At 64.9% G+C, this 12,289-nt stretch carries 16 protein-coding genes; 10 read left to right on the top strand and 6 right to left on the bottom strand.

The features are described from left to right. Positions 1 to 86 precede the first annotated feature (86 nt). Entirely contained in the window at positions 87 to 1,148 is a 1,062-nt protein-coding gene (locus IF809_RS03430) for a hypothetical protein (protein ID WP_462836815.1), read from the top strand. A gap of 383 nt (positions 1,149 to 1,531) precedes the next feature. Next, a complete protein-coding gene (locus IF809_RS03425) occupies positions 1,532 to 1,762 on the top strand; it encodes a DUF6894 family protein (RefSeq protein ID WP_128965948.1) in 231 nt (76 codons plus the stop codon). On the opposite strand, the gene IF809_RS03420 is transcribed toward IF809_RS03425, so the two are convergent. Beyond that, complete coding sequence (locus IF809_RS03420) at positions 1,763 to 2,548, bottom strand: SDR family NAD(P)-dependent oxidoreductase (protein ID WP_462836814.1); 786 nt, start codon at positions 2,546 to 2,548, stop codon at positions 1,763 to 1,765. 120 nt (positions 2,549 to 2,668) lie between these two features. Between IF809_RS03420 and IF809_RS03415 the strand changes: the two genes are divergently transcribed. Further along, positions 2,669 to 3,061 carry a hypothetical protein gene (locus tag IF809_RS03415; RefSeq protein ID WP_128965946.1) on the top strand — a complete coding sequence of 131 codons (393 nt, stop codon included), beginning with the start codon at positions 2,669 to 2,671 and terminating at the stop codon, positions 3,059 to 3,061. A gap of 101 nt (positions 3,062 to 3,162) precedes the next feature. Continuing rightward, complete coding sequence (locus IF809_RS03410) at positions 3,163 to 3,414, top strand: hypothetical protein (protein ID WP_462836813.1); 252 nt, start codon at positions 3,163 to 3,165, stop codon at positions 3,412 to 3,414. Positions 3,415 to 3,432: 18 nt separating this feature from the next. Here the strand turns inward: IF809_RS03410 and IF809_RS03405 are convergent, their stop codons facing one another. The 5 genes from IF809_RS03405 to IF809_RS03385 all read right to left on the bottom strand — a co-directional run bounded on the left by IF809_RS03405 (position 3,433) and on the right by IF809_RS03385 (position 6,982). Further along, complete coding sequence (locus IF809_RS03405; protein WP_092294762.1) at positions 3,433 to 3,618, bottom strand: hypothetical protein; 186 nt, start codon at positions 3,616 to 3,618, stop codon at positions 3,433 to 3,435. 173 nt (positions 3,619 to 3,791) lie between these two features. Beyond that, positions 3,792 to 4,073: a cell division topological specificity factor MinE gene (gene minE, locus IF809_RS03400; protein ID WP_063683855.1), complete on the bottom strand. Its 282-nt coding sequence runs from the start codon at positions 4,071 to 4,073 to the stop codon at positions 3,792 to 3,794. Continuing rightward, a complete protein-coding gene (gene minD, locus IF809_RS03395) occupies positions 4,070 to 4,885 on the bottom strand; it encodes a septum site-determining protein MinD (RefSeq protein ID WP_462836812.1) in 816 nt (271 codons plus the stop codon). The genes minE and minD overlap by 4 nt, the downstream gene beginning before the upstream one ends. Positions 4,886 to 4,904: 19 nt before the next feature. Continuing rightward, positions 4,905 to 5,603, bottom strand: a complete 699-nt coding sequence (gene minC / locus IF809_RS03390; protein WP_128965942.1) for a septum site-determining protein MinC — start codon at positions 5,601 to 5,603, stop codon at positions 4,905 to 4,907. Positions 5,604 to 5,977: 374 nt separating this feature from the next. Next, positions 5,978 to 6,982: an ABC transporter substrate-binding protein gene (locus IF809_RS03385; protein ID WP_462836811.1), complete on the bottom strand. Its 1,005-nt coding sequence runs from the start codon at positions 6,980 to 6,982 to the stop codon at positions 5,978 to 5,980. Positions 6,983 to 7,082: 100 nt separating this feature from the next. Between IF809_RS03385 and IF809_RS03380 the strand changes: the two genes are divergently transcribed. The 6 genes from IF809_RS03380 to IF809_RS03355 all read left to right on the top strand — a co-directional run bounded on the left by IF809_RS03380 (position 7,083) and on the right by IF809_RS03355 (position 12,275). Next, positions 7,083 to 7,730, top strand: a complete 648-nt coding sequence (locus IF809_RS03380) for a TetR/AcrR family transcriptional regulator (protein ID WP_462836810.1) — start codon at positions 7,083 to 7,085, stop codon at positions 7,728 to 7,730. Positions 7,731 to 7,812: 82 nt separating this feature from the next. Continuing rightward, a complete protein-coding gene (locus IF809_RS03375) occupies positions 7,813 to 8,583 on the top strand; it encodes an ABC transporter permease (protein WP_128965939.1) in 771 nt (256 codons plus the stop codon). Positions 8,584 to 8,597: 14 nt separating this feature from the next. Beyond that, entirely contained in the window at positions 8,598 to 9,635 is a 1,038-nt protein-coding gene (locus tag IF809_RS03370) for an NAD-dependent epimerase/dehydratase family protein (protein ID WP_462836809.1), read from the top strand. Then, positions 9,622 to 10,443 (top strand): GNAT family N-acetyltransferase, encoded by an 822-nt coding sequence (locus IF809_RS03365; protein ID WP_462836808.1) that lies wholly within the window; start codon positions 9,622 to 9,624, stop codon positions 10,441 to 10,443. The genes IF809_RS03370 and IF809_RS03365 overlap by 14 nt, the downstream gene beginning before the upstream one ends. 6 nt (positions 10,444 to 10,449) lie before the next feature. Then, on the top strand, positions 10,450 to 11,505 hold the full coding sequence (locus IF809_RS03360; protein ID WP_462836807.1) for a dihydrodipicolinate synthase family protein: 1,056 nt from the start codon (positions 10,450 to 10,452) through the stop codon (positions 11,503 to 11,505). After that, positions 11,493 to 12,275 carry an ABC transporter ATP-binding protein gene (locus IF809_RS03355; RefSeq protein WP_462836806.1) on the top strand — a complete coding sequence of 261 codons (783 nt, stop codon included), beginning with the start codon at positions 11,493 to 11,495 and terminating at the stop codon, positions 12,273 to 12,275. The genes IF809_RS03360 and IF809_RS03355 overlap by 13 nt, the downstream gene beginning before the upstream one ends. Positions 12,276 to 12,289: the final 14 nt, after the last annotated feature.

Here is a 12,289-nt window from a genome sequence, read left to right as displayed (position 1 = left end):
ATCGGCCAACCGCCTCAGACTTGGATGGGCCATTCAACCGATCGGCTCGCGCCAATGCGAACGACCAATGCTTCAGGGGAGCTGCAATGCTCGCGACGCTGAACAGCCGGCAAATTGTCGATGAGATCGTGAAAGACACGGTCAAGGACAACGACCCGCACGACGCCATCCAGATTGCGCCCGACGTGATCAGGGCTTCGCGCGCCGGTAGCGAGGCGCCAACGCTCGCACCGGAGCTCACGGCGCGGCCGGAGCCGAAATTCGCAGCGGAGCCAAAACTCGCAGCGGAGCCGAGAACTCATTTCGAACCGAAGTTAAATCCGGTCGAGCCGAAGTTAACTCCGGTCGCAGAGCCGCAAGCAGCCGCGCCATCGGTCGACACCGCCGTGCGCGTGACTGCGAGCGATGAGCGCAGCCGGCCAAAGCGATCGGCCGCCGGCAAGTGGCTGCGTGGCGCATTCGTCACCTTCCTGTTTGCCGGCGGCAGCGCCGCCGCCACCATTGCCTGGGAGAAGCACGGCGACACGGCCAAGCAGATGGTCGCCGAATGGACACCGGTCCTGGCCTCGCTGCTGCCTTCGACGTCACAGACCGCGCCCGTCGCAGCCGCGCAGGTCACGCCGCCTGCCGCGCAGGATCAGATCGCCGATCAATCTGCCGCGCCTCAAACTGCAGGCACGCCCGCAGAGCCAGTCACCACGGCCGCGGCGTCGCCAACAGCCACACAAACCGATACCGCGCCTGCGGTGGAAGCCATGACGCGCGACATCGCCGCGATGGCGCAGCAGATCGAGCAGCTCAAGGCGAACATCGCCGAGTTGAAGGCCGGTCAGGAGCAGATGATCCGCGAGATGGCGAAGCCGCCGGCGCCAAGGCCGGTCGCTGAGGCGCGACCACCGGTCAATTCGCCCGCACGCGCGTCTGCGCTGTCGCCGCGCGCTCCGGCACCGGTGCCGCCAGTTCGCAAACCGAAGCCGGTGGTGTCGCACACCTACATGCCGGCTTATTCGCCGCCGCCGCTCGCACCTCCGCCGCCGCCTTCGCAAGCCACTGCGGTCCCGCCGCCGCCAGCGCCGCCGGTTGCGACAACGCAAACTGTTGCCGATGATGACGGACCTGTCGTGCGTCCGCCGATGCCGGTGCACTAGAGCTTCATCGAGAAACTCGCATCAAGCGAGAACGCAGGCTGTCCGACTCGATGTGTTCAGTTGAGTCCGTGCAACTACGGTGATGCGCAACTCGCGCGCAAAGAGAAAAGGCCGTCGGGATCTATGCCGCCGGCCTTCTCTTGCAGCTGCCGGTTCCCGGAGCCCGGTTCTGCTGCAATTCCATGCCTTATCATCAGGCCGATATGTTTAATTAAATCTTAAAGCACATTCCGGTTGCACATCATTTCTGCGCCATAAGCACAGAGATTGCGCGGTCCGTTCATCGGATAGAGATCGACTCAGTGGTACGATCCATCATGTCTTGAAGAACTCCATTGAAGGCTTGTTTCGAGACTTTGGGTCGTCACACCGGGGGAATTCGGATGCCTTACTACTCCTTCGATCTCGTGGTTGGTGAAGAGTTCAAGAACCAGGGCGGAATCATCCTCGAGGATATCGAGGTTGCCTCCGATCGCGCCGTCCAACTGGCCAGCGAGCTGTCGCAAGTGAAACCCGAGTTGCAGCGGAAGGGTTGCGCGGTGCGCGTCACCGACCGCGATCACAACGAGGTCTATCGCACGCCGCTGGATCCCGTGCCGGCCTGGCAGCGCTAGCTAATCGTCCAGGTCAGGCGCTTCGAACCAGTTCGTCAGCGACAATCCGCCGTCGACCACGAAGGCCGCACCGGTGACGTAACCTGAAAGCTTGTTCGACAGCACGGTGAGTGCCACCGGCACGAGGTCGTTGGCCTCGCCGAGACGTCCGAGCGGAATGTGTTTCGCCAGCGAAGCATCCGCGACGAAACCGCCGGCCGCGATCGCGCCCGGCACCAGCGCGTTGACGCGAATACCGTGACGACCGAAAGTCTTCGCGAGCTCCTTCACCAGCATCGCGAGCCCCGCCTTCGCCGTCGAATAATGCGGCAGGTTGCGCGGCGTACCCGCATGCAGCGAGGTGAGAAACAGGAACGAGCCTGATCGCTTCGCTGCGATCAGCCGTTTTGCGATCTCGCGCGCCAGATGAAAGCCGGCATCGAGATTGACGGCATGCATCTCCTGCCAGGTCCGGCGATCGACCGCGAGCGCGTGATCGGCCTCGCGCCGCGGCGGAGAGGCGCTGTGCACGAAATGCGTGACCTCGCCCAGTTCGGCATCGGCGGCGGCAAGCAATGCGTCACACCCATCCAGCCCGGCGAGATCGCCGACCCAGGGCCGCGCCAACTCGGGCGCCTTGCTCGCCGCGACGGCCGCTGCGACCCGCTCGGCACTCACATCGGCAAACAAGGTCCGCACGCCCTCACCGACCAGACCCAGCGCGATGGCGCGGCCGATACCGTTGCCGGCGCCGGTGACGAGTACCCTGTCGCGCGCGGGATCGAATGGCATGGTGAACAGGCTCATATCCCCTCCGGATTAGGCTCAATTTGGTGCGCCCGACGAAGGCGCGACAATCCGCCCCGGCAACCATTGCAGAGCGGCCCGCCGGGCGCTAGCCTCCCAAAAAACGTGGAGGACCCAAGGATGCGCTACCCCTTGCTGATGGCAGGCCTGTTGCTGATCGCAGCTCCCGCCCAGGCGGCTGACGACCACACGCGCTCGACCTATGTGACGATGGTCTTGCAGGCCTTTGCCGCCAAGGTCGAATGCCCTGGTACAGACGTCGCCTACCAGGATCTGGTGCAGAGGGCGCAGCAGATGCAGCTTCCCGACGGCACCACCGAGCAGGTGCGCAAGGCCATTGCCTGGATGCACACCGGCGGCAAGATGGGCGAGAAGCAGGCCGACGACATCATGGCAGAGGTCGCGGTCGCGACCCAGATGACCGATCTCGACCAGCGCCGGCTCGGCATGAGCAATTGGTGCGAAAAGCAGAAGACCAGCCTCGCCGGCCTGATCCGCAGCAAGGGCGGCTAGCGGGTTTTCCAGACATTAAGGCTGCCGCGCCGGAACCCGCGCGGCGGCAAATAATCGTCACAATCATCGCCAGCATGCGGCCTCTTTGAAAGGAGAACCCCATGCGGAATGCCTATCTCGTTTTCGCCGGTGCTCTCGCGATCGGTGCTGCGCTGACCGCCCCGGTCGTGGCGAGGAACAACGACGCCCAGAGGAGCGATGACAGATCGACCTCTTCGCCATCCTGCAGCGCCTATCAGCAAGGCCCGGACGGCTCGTGGGAGCAGCTCCCGTGCAAGGAGACCGGCGAGCGTGCGCAACCGCAGACGCAGCACCGGGCTCCCACCCAGGGAACCGATCACGAGGAGCGCTAAGTTGTCTGCCAGCGCACCTTAGCTATGGGCGGGCCCGCGCATGATCTTCATGGCGTCGGCGATGTGGCGCCACTCCTTGGCCTCATCAGCCTCACCGCGGCCCTCGCAGAGCTGAGCCTGCTCGGCAGCCTTCGCAATTGCAGCGAAACCATGCTGTTCCAGCATCTGCCGGGCGACGGTATGAACCTGGACCTCGGACATCATGGGCGCTCTCCGGTTTGACGCTCCCGCGGGGCATCGCCCGCGCGGGGTGTCTCACAACGATTGAGCCCTGGGCCTCGTTCCGTGGCGTTGACGGCAACATGCAAAGGCGGCCCGCCATGCCCAGCGGACCGCCTTCTCACCCACCCCAAAACTGAAATCGTCGGCCGCGTCCCCTACGCGACCGCCGCCTTCTTGCGCTCGAAGTCGTTTGGCACCTCGATGTCGACCTCCAGGGTCGAGACTTCGTCGCCCCGTTCCAGCCGAACGATGACCTTGGTCGGGTCCAGCGTGACGTGCTTGGAGACGACCGCGAGAATTTCCTCACGCAGCACCCCGAGCAGATCGGGTTGACCGCGCATTCCGCGTTCATGGGCCAGCAGGATCTGCAACCGTTCGCGCGCGACCGGTGCAGTGGCCTTGTTGCCGCGGAGAAGCCGAAGCAGACCCATGCTCATGCAGCCCTCCGTCGCAGCAGACGATCCATGAAGCCCTTACGCTCGGTCGGCACCTGCATTGGCACGGTATCGCCGCACAGCCGCCGAGCGGCGTCGATATAGGCCCGGGCGGGTGCGCCTTCGGCGTTCGACAGCGTCACCGGCGTACCGACGTTGGAGGCCTTCAGCACGTCCTGGCTCTCCGGGATGATCCCGAGCAAGGGCGTTGCGAGGATTTCGAGGATGTCGTCGATGGTCAGCATCTCGCCGCGAGCGGCGCGCGCGGGATCGTAGCGGGTGATGAGAATGTGCTTTTCAACCCGTTCGCCCTTCTCGGCCCGCACGGTCTTGGAATCCAGCATGCCGATGATGCGGTCGGAATCGCGCACCGAGGAGACTTCCGGATTGGTGACGATCACGGCCTCGTCCGCAAAGCGCATCGCCATCGAGGCGCCGCGCTCGATACCGGCCGGGCTGTCGCAGATCACCCAGTCGAAGCGGCTGCGCAGGTCGGCGATGACCTTGCCGACGCCCTCTTCCGTCAGTGCGTCCTTGTCGCGGGTTTGCGAGGCCGGCAGCAGCCACAAATTCTCCAGACGCTTGTCCTTGATCAGCGCCTGCGGGAGCTTTGCCACGCCCTGCACCACGTTGATGAGGTCGAACACCACGCGGCGTTCGGCGCCCATCACGAGGTCGAGATTGCGCAGGCCGACGTCGAAATCGACGACGACGACCTTGTCGCCGCGTTGCGCCAGCGCCGCTCCCAGTGCGGCGGTCGTCGTGGTCTTGCCGACCCCGCCCTTGCCTGATGTCGCGACCAGTACCTTGGCCATCTCAAATATCTCCTTCTGGTCAGTTCAGCGCGGTAATTCGCATGGTGTTGCCCTGCAGCCAGGCCTGGGCCGGCCGGCCGCGAAGAGCGGAATCGATGTCGTCGGCAGTCTGATAAAACCCATCGATTGCAAGCAGTTCGGCTTCGATCTTCTGGCAATAGATGCGCGCGCTCGTGTGACCGTTCACACCGGCCATGGCGCGGCCGCGGAGCGCGCCGTAGATGTGGATGGAGCCGCCGGCCACGACCTCGGCGCCGGAGCCGACCGAGCCCAGAATGGTGACGTCGCCGTCGGGGAAGATCACGGTCTGGCCGGAGCGCACGGGGCTCTCGAGCAGCAGCGAGGTCGGCTTGCTCTCGGCCTTCGCCTCGGATTTCTTGGGGGCACTCTGCTCGACCACGCAGCTCCGCCCGCCCGAGAGCAGCGGCGGCATGGATGGCGTCAACCGGCCCTCCTCCACGCCCTCGATGCCGAGCACGCGAATGTTGCGGTCCTGCAGGCTGGTGAGCAGATGGCCGATGCCAGACTGGCTGAGATCGACCGAGGACAGGTCGACCACCACGGGCCGGCCGGCAAAGAAGCCCGGCGAGCGGGCGATGGTGGCGTCGATCTCCAGCAGCCAGTCCTGGATCGGGACCGTCGGCACGAACACGAAAGCCACATAGGAGCGACCGCGCAGGCGCACCATCTGGCGTTGAGGTTTTGCTAGGGCCTCCATGGCGGCCGACTCGTTCCCTGTTATTGAATGGTTAACGATGGCGCCGATATGGTTAACGGCCGGTTAATTTCTCCGTGGGGCTACGTGGATGGGCCGCCTCTAGTCTTCTCTCGCCCTGTCATCCTGAGGCGCGAGACGTCCGGCGCCAAGCGCCGGACGGGGACCTCGGAGGACGCACGGCCCAGTTGCCGCCGGGCCGTCGCCCTTCGAGGGCCGCTGAAGAAGCGGCCACCTCAAGCTGACGGGAATGGATAAGTGTTCGCTGTATCCAAATCGTCATTGCGAGCGCAGCGAAGCAATCCAGGCTGCCTCCGCGGAGAGACTCTGGATTGCTTCGCTGCGCTCGGAATGAGGAAGCGGTGGCGTTGCGCCCCCTACTTCTTCACCTTGCTCGCATCCATCTTGATGGCGGGATCCAGCATGTTTGTCGTGAACGCCGTCGTCACGTCGAACGGCTTCTCCATGCCTAGATAGGTCTGGACCAGCTCATAGTCCTTCTTCATTCGCTCGCCGTCGATCCAGCCCAGCGCCTTTGTCGTCGTGAACTCGTCCGTCATCAAGACCTTGATGCGCTCCCACTGGCGCTCCTGGTTCTCCTTGTCGAGGCCGGAGACCTGGTCGAGCAACGCTTTCAGGCAGGGCGTGACGTCGGCGACGCAGGCCGCAAAGGCTTTCTGCGTCACGCGCACGAACGCCTCGACCAGCTTCGGGTTCTTCTGCAAATAGGCGCCGTTGACGATCAACGAATTGCCGTAAGGATTGAGGCCGATGTCCTTCCAGTTGATGTAGCCGAGATCTTGCCCGAACTCGATCACCTTCAGATCATGCTCGTTGTAGAAGTCGCTGATGATGTCGACGGTGTGGCTCTTCAGCGCGGCGATCTTCGCGGTCGGCCCGATGTTGACGAAGCTGACGGAGTCAGGCGCAAGCCCTGCAGCCTTGGCAAAGGCTGGCCACATCACGCGCGAGGCGTCGCCCGGCGGATTGCCGATCTTGTGGCCGGCAAAATCCTTCACGCCGTTCACGCCATAGCTCTTCAGCCAATAGAACGTCTGGCCGGTGTTGGCGTAGACGCTCATCACAGCCACCGCGTCGGCGCCCTTGCCCCTCGCCACCAGCATGGTGGCGAGATCGGAGACGCCGAATGGCGAGCCGCCCGAGCCCACCTTGGCCGCGGAGACGCCGGAGCCCTTGCCGGTCTCGATGGTGAGGTCGATGCCGGCCTTCTCGTACCAGCCCTGCGCCTTGGCATAATAATATGGAGAATGGTCGGCCGTCGGCGTCCAGTTCAGGATCAGGTTGACCGCCTCGCCCGCGCTCGCCGGCGGCGCCGATACACCGAGCACCAGGGCTACAAAAGCCGCCTGCAAATGCTTCATCGCATCTCTCCTCGATCCCGCGACCCGGCTTGTCGCTCTTCCCATGTGAGGCTACCAATGCAACAAGCCCGCCCTCAACTTGTCAACTGTTTGGTTGGAAATGCGCGCAAAACGATCAGGCGACACCGCGCCGCAGCGGCGCGACCCCGTCGCCACCCGCAAGAAACTGCTCACCGCCGCGCGCCAGGAGTTTGCCAGGCACGGTTTTGCCGGTGCCCGCGTCGACGAGATCGCCGAGCGCGCCGGCGTCAACAAGCAGTTGGTCTACCACTATTTCGGCGACAAGGACGCGCTCTACCTCGCCGTGCTCGAATGGGTCTACGAGGACATCCGCGAGCAGGAGCGCAGGCTCAATCTCGAGGGCCTGCCGCCGGACAAGGCAATACGCCGGCTGATCGAGGCCTCGTTCGATCATCTGGCGGCGAACCCTGATTTTATCGTGCTTTTGAACGACGAGAACCGTGGCGGTGCCCGCCACGTCCGCGGCTCGACGCGGCTGGAGGCCATGCATTCGCCGCTGGTCAAGAGCGTCTCCCACATCCTTCACGAGGGCGTGCGCTCGGGCCTATTCCGCAACGGGATCGACCCCGTCCAGCTCTACATCTCCATCGCGGGCCTCAGTTATTTCTTCTTCTCCAACACGCCGACGCTGTCGGCAATCTTCGGCAAGGACCTGTCGAGCCGCACCGCGCGTCGCGCCCGCCGCCGCCATGTCGTCGATCTGGTGCTGCAGTCGCTCCGGCCGTAATCAACCAGCTGGTTGAAACTTGGCGGAAGGCCGGTTAGGCTCGCCGACGTGGCAGGGTAGCCGCGGCAATTAGGAGCAACAGGTGGCAGCTCGCGGAGCAAATCCGGCGCGCAGCTTTGCGATCGTCCTGATCGTGCACCTCGCCGTGCTCGTGCTTTGGCAGGTCGCGGTTGACGCCTTCCACGTGCCGAAATTCATCCTGCCCTCGCCGCTCGCGACGGTGCAGACGCTGGGCACCGCAAGCTATGCCTGGGGCGCCAATACGCTGGTGACCGGAATCGAGATCCTCGGGGGCTTCGCGCTCGGCGCTTTCGTCGGCGTCGCGCTCGCGGTGATCTTCAGCTGGGCCCCCCTCGTCAGCCTCGTCCTGCTGCCGCTGTTCGTGACCTTGAACATGATTCCGAAGGTCGCGCTCGGCCCGCTCTTCATCGTCTGGTTCTCCTACGGCATCCTGCCGAACATCCTGATCGCCTTCAGCATCTGCTTTTTTCCGATCCTGCTCACCACCGCGCGGGGGCTGCGCGAGGTCGAGCCCGATCTGCTCGATCTCGTCAAATCGTTGCGCGGCTCGCGCTGGACCCTGTTCCGCAAGATCCAGCTGCCGGGGTCGCTGCCCTACATCTTCTCCGGCATGAAGGTCGGCGCCATCCTCGCGGTCGCGGGCGCCATCGTCGGCGAGTTCATCGCCTCGGAACGCGGGCTCGGCTACCTCATGATCCAGGTGCAATCCTCGCTCGACACGCCCGCGATGGTGATGGCCGTCGTGCTGCTGACCCTGCTGGGCGTCGCCCTCTACGGCCTGGTGCTCGCCCTCGAACGCATGTTCGTCGTGGGCGACGCCAGGCAAACCTGACCAAGGATCAATCGATGCTCCTCACCCGCCAGACGCTGCCGAAAACCATCCCCGACATCGCCGCCCTCGACGATCTCCTCTGCCGGCCGACGCAGGAGCTGATCGACGGTCTGAACAAGGTCGAGGGCGACATCATGATCCTCGGCGTCGCCGGCAAGATGGGCCCGACGCTGGCAGGTCTTGCGAAAGCGGCCGCGCCCCAACGACGCGTCATCGGGGTCGCCCGCTTCACTGACGCAAGCGTCAAGCACTGGCTGCAAGCGCGTGGCATCGAGACCATCAATTGCGACCTGCTGGATGAGGCCGCGATCAATACGCTGCCGAAAGCGCCGAACATCGTCTTCATGGCCGGCCGCAAGTTCGGCGCCGAGGGCGATCTGTCGCTGACCTGGGCGATGAACGCGCATGTGCCGGCGCTGGTCGCGCAGGCCTTCCCATCGTCGCGGATCGTCGCGTTCTCGACCGGCTGCGTCTACCCTTTCGTCCCGGTCAACGGCACAGGCTCGCCCGAGGAGATGGCGCCGAACCCGCCCGGCGAATACGCCCAGTCCTGCGTGGGGCGCGAGCGCATGTTCGAGTATTTCTCGCACAAGTTCGGAACGCCGGGCCGGCTGTTCCGGCTCAACTACGCCATCGACATGCGTTACGGCGTGCTGCACGACATCGCGACAAAGGTGCTCGCGGGCACGCCGATCGACGTCAGCCTCGGCCATGTCAATTTCATCTGGCAGGGCGACGCGTCCGCGCAGGCACTGCGGTGCCTGGCGCACTGCACGACGCCAACTTCGCCGATCAATGTCAGCGGCCACGAGATTTTGGCCGTTCGCGATCTCGCACAAAAGTTCGGCGACCGCTTCGGCCGCGCCCCAGTACTGACGGGCAAAGAAGAGCCGACGGCGTGGCTGACGGATACCTCGCAGGCCGTGAAGCTATTCGGTCTGCCCGTGGTGGACACCGAGCAGCTGATCGCCTGGACCGCCGACTGGGTCTCCCGCGCCATGCCGAGCCTCGGCAAGCCGACCAAATACGAGGTGCGCGATGGCCGCTACTGACGGACCTGCCGTCATCAAGCTCGGCCCCGAAGATGCGATGGCGGGGCTTGTGCTGTCGACGGAAGCACACTGGAACCAGACCGAAGAGGATTGGCGCATCTTCCTGCGCGACGGCATGGTCTTCGGCATCCGCACCGGCGTGCTGTTGGTGGCAACCGCCGCGCTGCTGCCCTACTCCGGCAACAACGCCTGGATCAGCATGGTGCTGGTGACAGCAAGTCACCGTCGGCGCGGCCTCGCGACGCGCCTCGTCGATGCCTGCCTGGAGACGGCACGCAAGAACGGCCTGACCAGCTGGCTCGACGCGACGCCTGACGGCGTCGCGGTCTATGGCCCGCTCGGATTCACGCCGACGCTGCAGTTGCGCCGGCTGAAGCTCGCGAAGTCCGCGCGGGCCGAAGCGCCACAATCTTCCTCCGCGAGCATCGATGCGCTTCGCGCGCGCGACCGGCGGGCCACCGGGCTCGATCGCACCGCTCTGCTCTCAGCTTTCGCTCAGCGCTCCGGCTCGCGCATCGTCTCCGCGAACGGAGCCATCGCGCTGGTTCGCGATGGCCGGACCGCCCGTCACGTCGGCCCCTTATTCGCCGACAATGCCGCGGCAGCGCTGGCCCTGGTCGATGCGATCGTACGCTCCGAGACCGGTCCTCTTCTGCTCGACGCGGTCGCCCCGCAGGAAGCCTTCCTCGAAGGATTGACCGCATCTGGCTGGACCATCGAGCGCCCGTTCCAGCGGATGCGGTTCGGCCCCGCCACTTCAGCGGGCGAGGAATTGCCATTCGCCGTCGCCGGCCCCGAATTCGGATAGGACACCATGCACCACAGCCAGATCGACAGCGACATCCGCAAGCTGATTGCCGAGGGCACCGTGCTGCCGGCGCATCCGCTCGCGCTCACCGCCGAGCGGCAGCTCGACAAGACGCATCAACGTGCGCTCACGCGCTATTACCTCGACGCCGGCGCCGGCGGCCTTGCCGTCGGCGTCCACACCACGCAGTTCGCGATCCGCGACGTCGGTCTCTATCGTCCCGTGCTGGAGCTTGCTGCGGAGACCGCCGCGAACTGGACGAAGCGTCCGCTGGCGATGGTGGCGGGACTTGCCGGTCCGACCAAGCAGGCCCTTGCTGAAGCGCGCACCGCGCGCGACATCGGCTATCACGCCGGCCTGCTCAGCCTCGCCGCGATGAAGAGTGCCTCCGAAGACGAGATCATCGCGCATTGCACGGCGATCGCCGCCGAGATCCCGCTGGTCGGCTTCTACCTGCAGCCCGCTGTCGGCGGCGTCCTCCTGTCGAGCCGCTTCTGGCAGCGCTTTGCCGCGATCGACAACGTGATCGCGATCAAGATCGCCCCGTTCAACCGCTATCGTACGCTCGATGTGCTGCGCGGCGTCGCAGCCGCCGGCGCGCTCGACCGGGTCGCGCTCTACACCGGCAACGACGATCACATCCTGCTCGACCTCATGCTGCCGTTTGACCTTCGCGACAAGGGCGTCACCACGCGCACCTATTTCAAAGGCGGCCTGCTCGGCCACTGGTCGGTCTGGACGGCGAGCGCCGTCAAGCAGTTCGAGCGCTGCAGGGCGATGCGGCACAAGGACAGCGTGCCGGCCGATCTGCTCGCGCTCGATGCCCGCGTCACCGATTGCAACAGCGCCTTCTTCGACGTCGCCAACAATTTCCATGGCTGCATCGCAGGCTGCCACGAAATCCTGCGGCGTCAGGGCTTGATGCAGGGCCTGTGGTGCCTCGATCCGAACGAAGGCCTCAGCCCCGGTCAGAAAGACGAGATCGATCGCGTCACGCGCGAGCACGCCGACCTCAGCGACGATGCCTTCGTCGCCGCCAATTTGAGCAAATGGCTTTCATGAGCTCAAGACCCTTCATCAGCCTGCAAGGCGTCCGAAAGGTTTATCGCAGTGGCGGCGCCGAATTTCTGGCGGTGTCCGACGTCACGATGGACGTGCAGGAAGGCGAGCTGGTCTCGCTGGTCGGCCCGTCCGGCTGCGGCAAGACCACGGTGATGAAGATCCTGGCCGGCCTGCACGGCGCCGATGGCGGCACGGTGACAATCGGCAATGACAAAAGTCCGTTCGATCCGAGCCGCGACATCGGCATGGTGTTCCAGCAGGCGCTGCTCTTGAAATGGCGCACCATCCTGGACAACGTGCTGCTGCCCGCCGAGATCGTCGGTCTGCCGATGAAGGCTGCACGCGAGCGGGCGCGCGATCTGCTCAAGCTCGTCGGACTTGCCGGCTATGAGCAGAAATATCCGCGAGAGCTCTCCGGCGGCATGCAGCAGCGCACCGCCATCGCGCGCGCCTTCATCCACGACCCAAAACTGATCCTGATGGATGAGCCGTTCGGCGCGCTGGATGCGCTGACGCGGGAGCAGATGAATCTGGAGATGCTGCGGATCTGGCGCGAGAGCGGCAAGACCATCGTCTTCGTCACGCATTCGATCCAGGAGGCGGTGTTCCTGTCGTCGCACTGCGCGGTGCTGACCGCGGGACCCGCGAAGATGGCCGATTACTTCCCCATCGACCTGCCCTTCCCGCGCGACCTGCCGTTGAAGACGACGGACGCGTTTGGCGCATATGCGCGGCGGATTTACGCGAAGCTGGGGTTGGGCGCGGCCTGAGCCACGCGCTCAGA

Source organism: Bradyrhizobium sp. UFLA06-24 (assembly GCF_054967145.1).
The sequence above is the reverse complement of the archived record's forward strand: the minus strand, read 5'-3'. Positions and strand labels throughout refer to the sequence as shown.